General features: G+C 43.3%; 10 protein-coding genes. 7 read left to right on the forward strand and 3 right to left on the reverse strand.

Annotated features, from left to right (window positions below; genetic code table 11):
* Positions 1–10 precede the first annotated feature (10 nt).
* The 4 genes from FKG96_RS06505 to FKG96_RS06520 all read left to right on the forward strand — a co-directional run bounded on the left by FKG96_RS06505 (position 11) and on the right by FKG96_RS06520 (position 5,202).
* Positions 11–1,771 carry a RagB/SusD family nutrient uptake outer membrane protein gene (locus FKG96_RS06505; RefSeq protein ID WP_130856112.1) on the forward strand — a complete coding sequence of 587 codons (1,761 nt, stop codon included), beginning with the start codon at positions 11–13 and terminating at the stop codon, positions 1,769–1,771.
* A gap of 18 nt (positions 1,772–1,789) precedes the next feature.
* Positions 1,790–2,995 carry a metallophosphoesterase family protein gene (locus tag FKG96_RS06510; RefSeq protein WP_130856113.1) on the forward strand — a complete coding sequence of 402 codons (1,206 nt, stop codon included), beginning with the start codon at positions 1,790–1,792 and terminating at the stop codon, positions 2,993–2,995.
* A gap of 148 nt (positions 2,996–3,143) precedes the next feature.
* On the forward strand, positions 3,144–4,424 hold the full coding sequence (locus FKG96_RS06515; protein WP_130856114.1) for a metallophosphoesterase family protein: 1,281 nt from the start codon (positions 3,144–3,146) through the stop codon (positions 4,422–4,424).
* 178 nt (positions 4,425–4,602) lie between these two features.
* Complete coding sequence (locus FKG96_RS06520; protein WP_130856115.1) at positions 4,603–5,202, forward strand: RNA polymerase sigma factor; 600 nt, start codon at positions 4,603–4,605, stop codon at positions 5,200–5,202.
* A gap of 26 nt (positions 5,203–5,228) precedes the next feature.
* Here FKG96_RS06520 and FKG96_RS06525 read toward each other — a convergent pair whose 3' ends face one another.
* The 3 genes from FKG96_RS06525 to FKG96_RS06535 form a co-directional block, all read right to left on the reverse strand.
* Positions 5,229–5,897, reverse strand: coding sequence for an ankyrin repeat domain-containing protein (locus tag FKG96_RS06525; protein ID WP_130856116.1), 669 nt, complete (start codon positions 5,895–5,897; stop codon positions 5,229–5,231).
* A 64-nt stretch (positions 5,898–5,961) separates the two neighbouring features.
* Positions 5,962–7,305 (reverse strand): amidohydrolase, encoded by a 1,344-nt coding sequence (locus FKG96_RS06530; protein ID WP_130856117.1) that lies wholly within the window; start codon positions 7,303–7,305, stop codon positions 5,962–5,964.
* 91 nt (positions 7,306–7,396) lie between these two features.
* Positions 7,397–8,290, reverse strand: a complete 894-nt coding sequence (locus FKG96_RS06535) for a helix-turn-helix domain-containing protein (protein WP_130856118.1) — start codon at positions 8,288–8,290, stop codon at positions 7,397–7,399.
* Positions 8,291–9,083: 793 nt separating this feature from the next.
* Between FKG96_RS06535 and FKG96_RS06540 the strand changes: the two genes are divergently transcribed.
* The 3 genes from FKG96_RS06540 (at position 9,084) to FKG96_RS06550 (ending at position 15,188) form a co-directional block, all read left to right on the forward strand.
* Positions 9,084–10,154 carry a FecR family protein gene (locus tag FKG96_RS06540; protein ID WP_130856119.1) on the forward strand — a complete coding sequence of 357 codons (1,071 nt, stop codon included), beginning with the start codon at positions 9,084–9,086 and terminating at the stop codon, positions 10,152–10,154.
* A 170-nt stretch (positions 10,155–10,324) separates the two neighbouring features.
* The gene (locus FKG96_RS06545; RefSeq protein ID WP_130856120.1) at positions 10,325–13,717 is read left to right on the forward strand and encodes a TonB-dependent receptor; all 3,393 of its coding nucleotides are present in this window, start codon (positions 10,325–10,327) and stop codon (positions 13,715–13,717) included.
* Between the two features lie 10 nt (positions 13,718–13,727).
* On the forward strand, positions 13,728–15,188 hold the full coding sequence (locus tag FKG96_RS06550) for a RagB/SusD family nutrient uptake outer membrane protein (protein ID WP_130856121.1): 1,461 nt from the start codon (positions 13,728–13,730) through the stop codon (positions 15,186–15,188).
* The last annotated feature ends 23 nt before the right edge of the window (positions 15,189–15,211 follow it).

Below are 15,211 nucleotides of genomic sequence, written 5' to 3' on the forward strand. Positions count from 1 at the left end.
AAGCTAAATCATGAATAAAAGATATAATATTGCGGTACTTTTTTTCCTTTTGGTATTCGGTGCCTGTAAGGACGATTTTTTGGATCGGAAACCCATGGATTCCATTTCCGATGCGGACGTATGGAAGGATCCTGCCTTGGTACAATCGTATGTAAATGAATTATATGTGGACGTGTGGGACCCCTTTATTGATAGTTGGAAGGTGATGCATACCGCCATTACGGATGAAGGGATGTACCTACGTGATAAGGGCACGGACGTCGTTTTAAAAGGGACTTTTACACCGGAAAATATGGGAACCTTAACCCAGTTCGGACGATGGGAACCGTACTATAAGGCGATCCGGAATTGTAACCTCCTTTTTGAAAATATGGATCGTGTGCCGTTTACCGACGAAGCGATGAAAAATCGTTTGTTAGGAGAAACTTATTTTTTGCGCGCCTATTTTTACCTAAATTTGGTAAGTCATTTTGGCGGGGTACCGTTGATTACTAAATCTTTCGGCTTGGACAGTGGTGAGGAAATGTTTGTAGAGCGTAGTTCTTTTGAAGACTGCGTTGAGCAAATTGTGGCTGATTGCGATCAAGCGATTGCGTTATTGCCGGAAAGTTACGGGGCGGATCATAAGGGACGGGCTACCAAGTTTTCCGCCATGGCGGCTAAATCGCGCATCCTTTTATATGCAGCGAGTGATCTATATAATAAAGCTGCAAACAGCAATGCTTTGGTAGGCTATGTAGGTGGTAACCGGCAGGAACGGTGGCAGCGAGCTTATGAGGCGGCCAAAGATCTGTTGGATAACCCAGGGCCGCATCGTTTATACCAACCTACAGATTCTGCTACCGAAAATTACGGACGAGTATTTTTAGACAATCATAATCCGGAGATCATTTTTGCCATTCTGCATAACAAAGAATTGAAAGGTACATCCGTGGATTTATGGAACGGACCAAATGGTTATCATAACTGGGGTGGCAACCTGCCGATAGAGAACTTTGTTTCGGGTTATCAAAAACGGGATGGCTCTCCTTTTGATTGGAATAATCCGGAGGATGCAGCAAATCCATATGTAGGTCGTGATCCGCGATTTTATGCGTCTATTTTATATAATGGTGCCAAATGGCGACAGCGGCCCACAGACGCGGCGGCGCTGGATCCCGACAATGTGATTCAAACGGGGCGTAAGGAAGTATATAATGCCTCCACCAATAAAATTGAGGAAGTATGGGGCGTGGACACCCGTTATAGTCCGATTGAGAATTGGAATGCTTCCATCACGGGCTACTATACCCGAAAATTTCTGGATATCAATGTAGATGGTCAATTTTTTCGCGGAGAGCAGCCTTGGATCATTTTTCGCTATGCCGAAATCTTGTTGAATTATGCCGAAGCCGCGCTCGCTTTAGGTAGGGAATCAGAGGCCCGGGAAGCAATCAATACGGTAAGAACACGTGCCGGCATGCCGACCTCAACGGTCAGTGGACAGGCTTTGGTCGATCTGTATCGTTATGAGCGTAAGTATGAACTGGCTTTCGAAGGGCATCGTTACTTCGATATGCGACGCTGGTTGATTGCTGAAAGTTTAATGAACGTACCGGCAAAAGGAATAGATATCTTGGCGAAGCTCAATGCAGACCGGAAGACTTACACCTATCAATACAAAATAATTGATGTGGCACCGCGCCAATTTAATGTAAAGGGCTATTTTGCGCCTATTCCCATTGGGGAAATACAAAAGAATCCTAAATTACAGCAAAATCCTAATTTTTAATCCTAAAGAATGACTGGCATGACAACAAAATTAAATAGAAGGGCTTTTGTATCGGTGATTTCTAAAAGTAGTGCGATAGGGTTTATTGCTCCGGCCTGGATCGGTGCAGAATCTCAGGCAAACCATGTGTTTCTTACGAAGCCGTACCTGCAAAACCCAATGGCGAATGCGATGACCATCTGCTGGATAACAGCTAAACCGAGCCATAGTTGGGTAGAATTTCAGGAAGTAAAAGGTGGCGAGCAGCGAAAAGCGCAGGCTGTCGTATTGGGTTTGGTGGTTGCGAACAATACCATGCATCGAATTACGCTCCGGAATTTAAAACCTGGCGTTACTTATCGTTATCGCGTGTGTTCGCGCGAGATACAGATGTTTAAACCTTATGAGAAAACATTCGGGGAAACGATCTTTAGCGACTTTTATCAGTTTACTACACCCGATCCTTCCAATAGGGAAGTCTCCATGCTGATCTTTAACGATATTCACGATCGGCCTCTTTCTTTTGGTCAGCTCATGAAGTTAAATGGCACGGATCCTTTTGATTTTGTTTTTTTGAATGGAGACATGTTCGACTATCAGGAAAGTGAACAACAACTGATTGATCACCTGATTCAGCCGTGTACGGAAATATTTGCGTCAGAAAAGCCTTTTTTATTTGTTCGTGGAAACCATGAGACGCGTGGAAAGTTTGCTTACCATCTGGCTGATTACTTTGAAAATATAAATAATCAGCCTTATTTTTCTTTTACCCGTGGACCGGTGCATTTTATTGCTTTGGATACGGGGGAAGACAAGGTAGACGACGATGTGGAATACGACGGGTTGGCCGCTTTTGATGTCTTTAGGGAAGAGGAAGCACGCTGGCTGGAAACCGAGTTACAAAGCAAAAGTGCAAAGGAAGCTGCCTTTCGCGTGGTACTAATGCATATTCCTCCTTTCCATTCAGGCGACTGGCATGGAACTATGCATTGTCGGAAGCTCTTCTCGCCGCTGTTTGAAAAGTACGGAGTTGATATGGTTATTTCAGGACATACCCATCGCTACGGTGTACACAAACCGCAGGAAGGTCACAGTTATCCCATTATCATTGGAGGGGGCCCAAAAGAAGGAAATCGTACATTGATAAAACTAAAGGCCAACGAAAGAGAATTGAATCTTTCCATGCTAGCTGATACGGGAACTGAAGTAGGAATCTACCGCTTGGTGGCACGTAAGAGAAAATAATCACATAGGGGATAAGCTCGAGTAAATTAAAAAGCCTTGGCTTAAGAGCCAAGGCTTTTTCGTGGGAATCGGTCTGATAACTTAATACTTGCTTAATATTACGACCGGTATATTTGCATTGCAACCTGATTTTATTCAGCTTACATTTATGAGCGCACACATCAAATTCTTTTGCTACTGCTGTCTTTTCTTTTTTGTAACGGGCAAGGTACAGGCACAGCTATTTAAACCAACGGTGTACCCGGACCGCGTCATATTGACTTGGGCCGAGGATCCGACTACCACACAGTCTGTTACCTGGCGTACGGATACTTCAATAGTTACCGGTTGGGCGGAAATTGCCGAGGAAATGAGTGCTCCAGGACTCGAACCACCCAAAGCACGTCAACTCCAAGCAACAACGAACAGTCTGATGGATAAGGAATATGCGGCTGCACATTATCATCGAGTGACATTTCGTGACCTCAAACCAAGTACGCTCTATGCTTATCGTGTGGGAAGTGATACTTTATGGAGCGAATGGTTTCAATTTAAAACCGCTCCTGCGAAAGAAGAGGCTTTCTCTTTTATCTACTTGGGTGATGCGCAGAATGATATTAAATCCAAATGGTCTAGAGTAATTCGAAAGGCATTTGCTACCGAAGGCGATGCGCGGTTTATTGTACATGCAGGCGATTTGATCAATCGGTCGAACAACGATGAGCAATGGGGTGAATGGCATTTCGGCGGTGGGTTCATCAATGGTATGATACCGAGTGTGCCGACACCGGGTAATCATGAGTATAAGCGTGATGAACAGCAAATGTTAAGGTTGGATCCACATTGGAAAGCACAGTACACTTTACCTACGAATGGGCCGGAAGGAATGCAGGAAAGTGTTTACTACGTAGATTACGCCAATGTTCGCTTGATTTCGCTGAATTCGCAAATGATTGTACTGGACAGTCTTGCGCGTAGAAAACAATTCGATTGGCTGGAACAGGTTTTGAAGAATAATCCGCAGCGGTGGACATTCTTGACTTTTCATCATCCGATTTACTCGACAGCGAAAGGAAGAGATAATAAGGAGTTCCGAGAATTGTTTCAGCCATTATTTGAGAAATACCATGTTGATATATTGATGCAAGGGCATGATCATACCTATGGGCGTGGTAGAAATTTGCCAGTCGGAAAGTCGAAAAAAAGTGCCGGTGGCCCTATGTATTTGGTGTCCGTGGCGGGGCCAAAAATGTATGAGATGGGCTCGGATAACCAATGGGCTGATAAGCTGGCATCTCATACACAGTTATTTCAGGTCATTCATGTTGATCACGATCGATTAATCTATAAAGCCTATAAGGCATCAGGTGAACTTTTTGACACTTTCGAACTGAAGAAAGGCTCGCGTAATCAACCCGCTACCTATATCGAGCGGATGCGCCCGGATTGATAGACTCCGATTGGTGATGAAAATGTTCCAGAATCATTCGGAATATAGGTAGACGGTTCATAAAATGCTAAAATTGCTGATAGATTAGGTTATATCTTGTAATTTTTTCTCTCCCGGTATAATTAGTTTTGTAACATCTTCGATGGAAAACTAACGAATCGGAATCAAATAACCAATTATGAGAGAGCAATCGGCATGGGATGATCGGTCTATGTGGGATGGACTGGTTGATGGGCAACAAGGGGCTTTCACTGCCCTAGTGAGGCGTTATACAGACACTCTTTACGATTATGGCATGCGCTTGTGCACAGATGAGGAATTAGTAAAGGACTGCGTACAAGAGGTGTTTCTTTTTATATGGAGGCGAAGGCAATACTTGCAGCAGCCGGTTTCTTTGAAATTTTACCTGATGAAGGCTGTTCGAAATAAAATAGGCCGTGAACTTCCGAAGTGGCAAATGAAAGAGCAGCTTCAGGAGTCTGAGTATCAATTTCCCGACTTCTTTATCGAACTGGACGAACAGACTGCGACGCCCCCCGCTGTTCGAAAGCGTTTGAAGTCCTATATCGATCAGCTTTCACCTCGTCAGCGGGAAATTCTTTATTTACGGTTTTATGAAGGCCTCCGACAACAAAAAATTGCTGAAATGATGAATCTAAATCATCAATCGGTTTACAATCTTTTGCGCGGGGCACTGGTTGCGCTCAAGAAAAAAGTGGACTATGAAACACTGATTGCTTACTGGTGTTTCTTTTTCGTATTGTTGTCCTTTAGCTAAAGGAGCAAGCCTGTATCGACAAATAACTAAGGTTGCAAGATCTTGACAATTTCTTTAAATCCTTTGGTTTGTGCATGCTGAAGCGGTGTTACACCTTGATGATCGGGAATATCTAGCTTGGCACCTGCGTCTTTCAGGATCTGTACGATCCGTTGGTATTTTTCGCTTCCGTCACCTAGCAGTACGGCTTCCATCAGGGCGGTCCATCCCAAGCGATTGACATGATCTATCGGGAATCCTTTGGTGTTAGCTAATAGTTGAACGGTTTCGATATGCCCGCGCTCACAAGCGGGAATAAGCGCCGTTCCTTGATAACGATTGAAGATATCGAAACGCGCTCCGTGATTCAGAAATAACTGTACCAGCTCGGTTTGTCCACTGGCACCGGCATAAAGAAAAGGGCTGTCTTGGTTATCTGCTTGTAGATTGACGTCCGCTCCATGCGTTACCAGCAGTTTAGCCAGCTCAGTTTGATGGTTGATTGTCGCGATCAAGAGCAGTGATCGTTTGCTCTTATCTCTTGTGTTTACATCCGCTCCGTTTTGCAGTGCTTTAGAAACGCCTTGTATATCGTTTTTTTCTACTAGGTTTAGAATGTCCTGATTGTTCAAGATCTTTTTTGTACTTTCCGGCATCGTTAAATTACATGAGGTAACAGTCGTTATGAGCATCATTACAAAAAATATTGTTTTCATAATTCAATTAGTTTTGAATGATCGGTCTCCTCAGCACTTTTGTCAAGTGCTGGAAATTTTCAATTTAAAAGACAATATTGCCTTGATAGATGAGTGATTTAACAGGTGAAACCCGCGAAACAGCTTCAGCAGAACAGCTGGCCTCGATGAAAACTATATTAGCATCATCACCCACTTTTGGCCATTGTTGTACCCCTTGATCGTTCAAGGGAAGCGGACCGGCGGTTGCCAGCTTTAAGATTCTCGATAAGTCAAATTCGGTGGTGTATCCGTACAATTGTGCAGCTAGATTCGCTTTTTGCAGTACGCTTCCCGTTCCGAAAGTGTTCCAGTGATCGATAACGCTATCATTCCCGGTCATGATTTTCACCTTGTGCTTTAGTAAGAGGGGAATCGGCATGATCAGTCCTCCGAAAGGTATCGTAGAAACAACGCCTATTACAGCGGCACCAAGCCTTTCAGCGATTTCTTCCTGTTTGCTAGCATCTAGCTTTCCAAGAACGAAACAATGACTCAGGTAAGTTTTTTCTTTTAGCCTCGGATTTTCGATTACCCTATCGATGAGGTATTCTACTGTTCTCAATCCAGATTCTCCGGATTCGTGTAGGTGTGTATCGATGCCTTTGTTGTGGTCGAGCGCAAGTTGTACGGTAAAATCTATTGTCTTTTCGATTGCGCCATCGATTGAATAAGGATCCAGTCCGCCAATAAAATCTATATCGGTTTTAGCTGCTTCTTTCAAGTAGGGAACGGTATCGGTATAAAAAACGCCGTGTTGGGGAAATGCGACCAGCTCGGCTCCGAAACCATTTTTTTTGTTTTCTAATGCGTTTTGAAGATGCTTTAAGGAATCTAGCTTCGACGTTGGTTCGATATTGACATGGCTTCTTGCAAAGGATGTTCCCTTCGATTGAAGAAGTTCAATAAGTTTTTCTGCTTTGTAAGTTGAATTTTTCAACATTTCGGGCAATATTTTCTGCTCAAGGGCAATCATTCCTTTTACGCCCCCGGTCCTTTTTCTTACTGCCTGCCAGTTTTCTCCGTAGAAAGTTTTATCAAGATGAATGTGCATGTCCCTAAAGGAAGGGAGCATAAGTAGGCCTTTGGCATCAATTGCCTCCGCAGTGGACTGATTAGGACTAATTTTTCTGATTTTTCTATTTGCTACTTCAATGGAAAAAAGCGCTGTTTTGGTGGCAACCACTTCGCCGTCTTCGTACTCGAAACCAGTTTCTAAGCGAACATTCTTCAGCGTGTAATTACCGGCCTCCATTAATTTTTCCTCTTTTCTCTCCGCTGCTCCTTTGCTAACCTGTGCATTGACCACACCTGGCGTGAGTGATAAGCCTGCAAATCCTATGGTTGCGTTTTTAAGGAATTCTTTACGTGATAGCATTGAATGATTCATCTTTTTATTGTTTGTTCACGTTCAAATTATACGATACCTAATGACAAAGGTACGATGCCTACTTTTTATAAGGTGTGAAGGATTTCTGCTATTACTTGTGGGATTTATCTATTTCGCGAAAAGCCGAAGGCGTTATTCCTGTTTGGGTTTTAAAAAAGTTGGAGAAATAAGCGTGATCTACGAAACCCAGTTCGAAAGCAATTTCTTTAATGGAAAGGCTTGTGCTTTGTAGCATTCTTTTTGCTTCGATACATACTCGTTGCTGTATGAGCTGTGTTGCTGAAACTTTTAGATTTTTTTTACAAAGGATATTCAGATAATTGGGTGAAATATGTAGCTGTTCTGCATAGAAAGTCACTAGCTTCTGCTCTTTGAAAAATTCATCTATTAAGGTGTTGAATTTAGCTAGCCGGGGATTGGATTGATAAACCTTGAACTCGGTGAACGTGCCTTCTGCTTCTCTACTAACAATTGCGGCAATGACTGCAGCGCGAGCGCTGATCAGATGTACGAGTGAACGATCATTCTTTAATTCATGCTTGATAGCATCAAACTCATATAATAATAATTGGAAGGCCTCATCAGTCAATTGAATAACAGGGTGATTTTGGTAGTTGGTAAAGGAAAACCTGAAATAGGGAGCAAATTGCTCGAAAAATGAACGTTCGATCATCAGTTGATATCCGGTGGTTCCTGTTTCGATATCCCATTTATGCATCTGGCCCGGAAATAAAACGTGTATTTGATGGTTGCCGATTTGATAATCTATCGAATCAATATTGTGTGTTCCCTGTGCTTGATCAAAGAGGATGATAATAAAAAAGTCGTGTTTATGAGGCTTCTCGATTAGCCGTTTACCATGAAGTTCATTGAATATGATTTCCTCACGACCGGCAATCTGTCCTTTTCGAAACCCATGGATTCCGATAATGGGTATTGTATGATCCTCTTTATAGGTAGGCATAAGGTAAATATAGTGAATCATGAATGTTTTTTAATTTCATCCTATTATTTTCTTTTGGTTGATGAGAGCTCGAGTAAATAACCGAAGCGGCAGCGAAGCTCATTGACACCTGAAAATGTAAACACTTGTCAATAATAATTGCCCTGTGTGTACAGACAGTTGCACTAGTACAAGCTCCTGCTTAAAACGTATAACTTAGCACTTATAACTAAAAAGCTATCAGCAGTCAGCTTTCAGCCATCAGCTTTAATAATATATTATTACAGTGGCACGAGTAGTTACAATAGCATAGGCCCTTACTTAATTACGTATAACTTAGCACTCTTAAGCCTTAAACGGACACTGGTAGCAGGACATGGGTAGCAGGACAAGTCATTACAGTTGCACAAGCACTAGTACAAGCTCCTGCTTAAAACGTATAACTTAGCACTTATAACTAAAAAGCTATCAGCAGTCAGCTTTCAGCTATCAGCTTTAATAATGTATTATTACAGTGGAACGAGTAGTTACAATAGCACAGGCCCTTACTTAATTACGTATAACTTAGCACTTATAACCGGCATAGGCTATGTACGACCCATCGCTGACCGAAAGCTAATTCCTAATAACTAACAACTAACAACCAATAACCAACAACTAACAACCAACAACTAACAACCAATAACCAACAACTAACAACCAATAACTAACAACTAATAACCAATACCTAATAATTAACATCCCAAAACTATTTTTATTCAAAAAAAAGCAAAAGCATGAGTAGATTTTGCTTTTTGATGTCTATATAGTTTTAGAGACAGCGCTTGAACGCCACATGCAACATTATAGACATTATAAAACGGTCGATTTTTTAACTGATGACAATTTTGCTGACTGGGTGAGGTTTCCGCGGCCGGATAGCGACCGGCACTGGCAAGAAGTTTTTGTTCTTTTTCCGGCACTTGTTCCCTTTGCAGAAGAAGCGCGACAGATGTTGTTGCATATGCAGATAAAGCCAATAAACGGGGGAACGGACGACTTACAAAAAAATATTCTAGATAAAGCCTTTGATGCCGACAATGTTACAACGAAAAAAATAGGCGCCCTGCAAGGAAAGCTCTATAAATGGGGTGCTGCGGCACTGATCGTCCTTGTGTCCGGACTTATATTGTGGAAGGGATTAGTTACCCGTTCGACCAAATTGGAAGTGGTTATTGCAAAAGATGGAGGCGTAAAGCGAGTGAAGAATTCGGCAGATATGGCCTTACTGGTTCAACTTCCGGATCAGTCTACCGTTATCTTGCAACCAAAGTCGCAACTAAGCTATCAGGTCGACTCCTTTGCTGTTAAAAGAGCGGTGTACCTAACGGGAGAGGCATTCTTTGATATTACTAAAAATGAACAGCAACCTTTTGTCGTTAATACGGATCAATTGAGCACAGTGGTTTTGGGAACGAGTTTTTTCATAGATGCTAAACCAGGCGTAGCAGACCATCATGTGGTAGTAACGAGCGGCTCTGTCCGTGTCAAGGAACGAATACACCGGGCTAAATCGAGACCCGATGAATCCGATGGATTGCTATTAAAAGCGGGCGAAGAAACGCGAACGCAAGGGGATCATTCACTCGTTGCTATACCTTCACGAGAAGCTTTACACATGCAGGATGATTTTGAAAAAGCCTTTGATTTTCAAAATATATCAATGGATAGGGTGGCTAAAATCATACAGGAATATTATGGTGTGCCTGTGCGGATTGAAAGCCAAGTTTTGACGAATCGAACGATTACGGCTTTTTTAGGAAAGGTTTCTTTGCAGGAGAAGCTCGACTTAATTGCCAAAGCTGTTGAAGCGCGGTATCAATTGGAAGACGGTATGGTCATATTTACTTTAAAAAACCAACAATAAAACCGATATGAACAGAATAAACAGGAGAACGTAACCAAGCATGCTAAAAACCCGCTAAAGCTGCTGGAACATCATTAGCGGGTAAGTTTCAGCCCATCAATTTATTACCGCTCGTCAAAGTGGTTTGGGGGCTATTTGTTAAATTTTCAGTAAACCTAACAACCAAATGTATGGAAAAAAAATCAACATTTATTGTTGTCATGAGGACAGGCACATTACAATTATTAATGGCAGTATTTCTTCTGGGGAGCACGTGGGCGGCCAATACCCATGGGCAGGGAATACTCAATGAGCGCATTACATTTTCAAAAAAAGAGGCCTCTTTACAAGTTTTGTTAAAAGACATTGAACAGGCTTTCAACATTCACTTCATTTATAGTCCGGCACTCATTAATGTCGATCAGACTGTAACGATTATTGCTAAGGATCGGCCCTTGGGCGGATTATTGGACGAATTGTTGGATCCTTTACGTATTAGCTATGAGGCGTCAGGCAATAATGTGGTATTAAGGCGTGCACGTGGACAAAAGCAGCTTGCCATAAAGGGAATCGTACGGGATAAGGCGGGGTTGCCCTTGGGAGGCGTTTCCGTGTTGCTGAAAAACGCTGCGGGTAAGGGTACTTCAACGAATGAAACCGGCACTTTTTCCATCTCGGTACCGAGCAATGCGACGCTGGTGTTTCGTTATATCGGCTACCAAGAGCAGGAAGTATCGCTGAATAATCGTAGCTTTTTGGAAGTGGTCATGATAGAGGATCCTGCTAACCTTGATGAAGTAGTTGTAGTGGGATATGGTACCCAAAAGAAAGCGAACTTAACAGGTGCCGTAGCGACCGTGAGTGGAGAAGAGTTGGTGAAACGACCGGTAACCAATGCCGCATCCATGTTGCAAGGACAGGTGCCGGGTCTACGTGTTGTACAGAATTCGGGTGAACCCGGAAACGAGGGGCTGTCTGTCCGAATTCGTGGGCAGGGTACTTTCAGTGGCGCAGGTTCTAACCCATTGGTGTTGATTGATGGGGTAGAAGGAAGCTTAAACGACGTTAACCCCAATGATATCGAGAACGTGTCGGTATTGAAAGATGCTGCCTCGGCGTCGATCTACGGATCTAGAGCAGCAAACGGGGTTATTTTAGTGACCACCAAAGCAGGTCAGTCCGGCGGTTTTGTGGTCGACTATACCTTTAATGGTGCCGTGCACACCCCTACAAGATTGTTCGATCTCATTACCAACTCGGCCGAATATATGGAACTTTGGAATGAGGCAAGATTGAATAATGGCAATACCGCCGGCTTATATCCTCAGGAAGCGATCGATTTATATCGGAATGCAACCGATAGGGTGCAGTATCCAAATGCTGATTGGTTGGATATTATGTTCAATCCTGCTTTTGTACAAACACATAATCTCGGAATCAGCGGTGGTACCGGTGGTACGCACTACAATTTATCATTGGGTTATATTGATCAACCCGGCGTGATGAAGGGTTTTGAATACAAAAGGTACAATGCCCGTTTTAATATTGGTTCTTCTATCAACGACCATATTAAAATAGGGGCTAACATAAGTGTAAAACAAGGCGATGTTTCCCGCCCTCGTCAAGGAGCACAAGATGCTTTTATTGCTACCATATCACAGGCTCCTACGTATTTGCCAAAGCTTCCGGATGGACGTTATGCATTTAAAGCCTATGATTTTGAATACAACAATAAAAATATGTTGGCCATTGTGGAGAACGAGGTATTCTGGAAGAATCGTGACTATTCCGTTAATCTGCAAGGTTGGTTGGATGTGCAGTTGAGTAAAAAATTGAACTGGTATTCTAAAGCGGCTATTGTTGCGGACTTTGACAAATCGAAAGACTGGCGTCCGGTAGTGCCGCTGTATAATTACCAAACAGGTGATTTCGCGACAGATTTAGATGTAGGTGGTAAGGGACTTGGGGTTAACAACAGCGAAAATCGATATACCAACTTATTTACTTATTTAAAGTATGACGATGTTTTTGCAGGCAGTCATCAATTATCGGCGCAGCTTGGTTTCAGCCAGGAAGCGAATAAGCATGAATACTTATACGGTTATCGCCGCGACTTTTTCAGTACGGACTTGAAGGAGTTGGATGCCGGGGGGTTAGCAGTGCAGAATTCAAGCGGTTCTACCTACGAGTGGGCGATGCGTTCATTCTTCGGTCGACTTACCTATAATTATAAGGAACGCTATTTATTGGAAGTAAACATGCGTTATGATGGAACCTCCCGATTGCACAACGACCATCGCTGGGGGGCTTTCCCATCTGTGTCTGGAGCATGGCGGGTTTCCGAAGAATCTTTTGTGAAGCAAGCAGATTTGAGCTGGTTGAATAACCTGAAAATCCGTGGCTCCTATGGGGAATTGGGAAATCAGAATATCAATATTGATATCCGGAGTAGCTCGCCTTATCAATATGCTTATCAGGAAACATACCCATACCCTTACCAGGATATTTTAAATTATACCGGCAATTATCCATTTGATAATGCCAATTTAAGCACCGGTGCGGCGCAGACGGCCTTGGCGAACCAGCTACTTACTTGGGAGACGACCAAAATTGCCGATATTGGTTTGGACTTGGCTGTTTTAAACGGTTTGGATCTTACCCTAGACTGGTATCGGAAAACAACTTCCGATATTCTTCGGCCATCCCAATTAACCGGTGTAGTGGGGCTTACAGCGCCAAATATCAATAGTGGTACCATGCAGAATGAGGGTATTGAGCTTGCGCTGCGTTATAGTAGACGCGTACAATCAGGCGCTTTAGAGGGCTTATCATATAGTTTTGGTGGGAACATTGATCGTTTCCGAAATAAGCTGGTAAAGTTCGGGCAGCGTGAAATTGGCAGTAATACAATTAAGGAGGAAGGTCGTCCTTGGGATACTTTTTATATGTTGGAGTGGATCGGCATTTTTCAAAGCGAAGAACAAATACAGGCATCTCCCCGTCAATATAATGACGATACACAGCCAGGTGATTTGATCTTTAAGGATCAAAATGGTGACGGTATCATCGATGATGATGACCGGACTTATCTCGGGGGTCAATATCCCTCGTTTGAATATGCCTTTACGGGCAACGCTAGCTGGAAGAACTTCGATCTTTCCTTTATGTTCCAAGGGGTAGAGGGGAGAAAAATTTATGTCGCCGATTGGGGCACGGTACCTTTTATTCAGGGATCGCCACCTACAACCTATTGGCGCAATCGGTGGACACCGGAGAACCCGTCGACAACGATGCCGCGAATATATTGGGGTTTTGATGCACCGGCAAAAGTGCGGCGGACATCTAGCTATTATTTACAGGATGCTTCTTATTTACGGTTAAAGAATATCACGATCGGTTATACCTTCCCGGCTAATTTAGTAGAACGGATAGGTTTGAGAAAGCTGCGTCTGTTTTTCTCGGGCGACAACTTGTTTACCCTTACGGATTATCCGGGTTTGGATCCGGAGCGGGGCGGAAATGGTGTTTTCGTAGGCTATCCTCAAAACAAAATCTATTCGTTTGGTCTAAATGTGCAATTTTAAGTTGAACACGATGAAAAAGTATATATTATGGATGTGTACCACCCTTTTTCTGTTAAGCATGGGTGGTTGTAGTAAAGATTTTCTTGATAAAGATCCCTTGGATCGTTTAACGGGTGATCAGTACTGGAAATCGAAAGCCGATTTTGATATGGCACTAACCGCTATTTATGGGCAGTTGCAAAATAGCATCTTTTCCTATGGTAGTCCTAATTGGGATGTGTTGACGGATAATGGCTACGGTCAACATAATTATAACGGCAGCCAAGGCATTGTGCGCGGTGAAATTTTTCCTTCCTCGGGAGGATATATTGTTGATATTTACAATGCATGTTATAGTGGCATAGCCCGGGCCAATATCTTTCTTTCTAAATTAAGTGCTTACGAGGGGGCGGAATTGGATGCAGCTGCCCGTTCGCGCTATGAGGGGGAGGTTCGCTTTATGCGTGGCTTCTACTACTATATGCTCTATGCCTGTTATGGTGCAGTGCCTGTGGTAACGGAGCCGCTCACTTTGGAAAATCAAGTTCAGCCAAAGGCTGCTGAAGCGGATGTATTGGCGCAGACACTTGCTGACTTGGACGTAGCCATTGCCAATTTAGGATCAACTCTTTACGCTAGTGGAGATGGCCATATAGTTAAAACATCCGCACAAGCGTTAAAATTACGGGTGTTACTTTATGCGGCCTATGATGAAAATGGAACGCCTGACCCCGCTTTGTTAAGCGAGGCGAGTACCTTGGCAAAAGAAATCATGGCGGCCGGTTATACATTGACTCCCTCCTTTGAGAGCACCTTTAGGGACGGTACACAAGAGGGTAATCCGGAAATTATTTTTTCCATCAAGTTTCTAGCACCCAATAATGCAACGCCAATGGATCAATGGTATGGTGATTGGGCGGTGGTTAGCCCCTTACCTAACTTTTTTAATGCATTTGAACCAGGTGACATTCGTCGAGACCTGACGATTTTTGATAAGGTGGTGAATTTTGACGGTGTTGTCCATCGGCCTTCCAATAATGTGCCCACCGGCTACGGGTTAAAGAAATTTCTGACGCCGGGCCTGATACCTTATGGTTATTCGACACAAAGTCAGCAAGACTGGGTTATGCTGCGTTACGCGGAGGTATTGCTTTCTTTTGCAGAAGCGGAGAATGAGCTTTCAGGGCCTACACAGGAGGTGTTAGAGGCCTTAAATGCGATACGTTTACGTGCCAAATTGGATCCGCTAGCTGCGGGTTTGACCAAGGAAGCAATGCGAGCGGCTATTCGCAAGGAACGCCGTTTAGAGTTGGCTTTTGAAGGCTTGCGCTATTTTGATCTGAAGCGTTGGCGGATAGCAGAAGAGGTGCTCAATAATGTGAAGGATGGTATCCTTACGTATCGATTTGAAGAGCGCTTTTATCATTGGCCTTTGCCGCAAACGGAAATCGATAAAAGTCAGGGCGTACTGGAACAGAATCCGGATTATTAAGTTATTTATAAATGCATTAGGGC

The organism is Olivibacter sp. LS-1, assembly GCF_008245145.1.
GTDB classification, from domain to species: Bacteria; Bacteroidota; Bacteroidia; order Sphingobacteriales; family Sphingobacteriaceae; genus Olivibacter; species Olivibacter oleidegradans.

Excerpts from the sequence above, each read along its gene's own strand:
- FKG96_RS06505 (WP_130856112.1), top strand. The coding sequence starts at position 11 with ATGAATAAAAGATATAATATTGCGGTACTTTTTTTCCTTTTGGTATTC.
- FKG96_RS06510 (WP_130856113.1), top strand. The coding sequence starts at position 1,790 with ATGACAACAAAATTAAATAGAAGGGCTTTTGTATCGGTGATTTCTAAA.
- FKG96_RS06515 (WP_130856114.1), top strand. The coding sequence starts at position 3,144 with ATGAGCGCACACATCAAATTCTTTTGCTACTGCTGTCTTTTCTTTTTT.
- FKG96_RS06520 (WP_130856115.1), top strand. The coding sequence starts at position 4,603 with ATGAGAGAGCAATCGGCATGGGATGATCGGTCTATGTGGGATGGACTG.
- FKG96_RS06525 (WP_130856116.1), bottom strand. The coding sequence starts at position 5,897 with ATGAAAACAATATTTTTTGTAATGATGCTCATAACGACTGTTACCTCA.
- FKG96_RS06530 (WP_130856117.1), bottom strand. The coding sequence starts at position 7,305 with ATGAATCATTCAATGCTATCACGTAAAGAATTCCTTAAAAACGCAACC.
- FKG96_RS06535 (WP_130856118.1), bottom strand. The coding sequence starts at position 8,290 with ATGATTCACTATATTTACCTTATGCCTACCTATAAAGAGGATCATACA.
- FKG96_RS06540 (WP_130856119.1), top strand. The coding sequence starts at position 9,084 with ATGCAACATTATAGACATTATAAAACGGTCGATTTTTTAACTGATGAC.
- FKG96_RS06545 (WP_130856120.1), top strand. The coding sequence starts at position 10,325 with ATGGAAAAAAAATCAACATTTATTGTTGTCATGAGGACAGGCACATTA.
- FKG96_RS06550 (WP_130856121.1), top strand. The coding sequence starts at position 13,728 with ATGAAAAAGTATATATTATGGATGTGTACCACCCTTTTTCTGTTAAGC.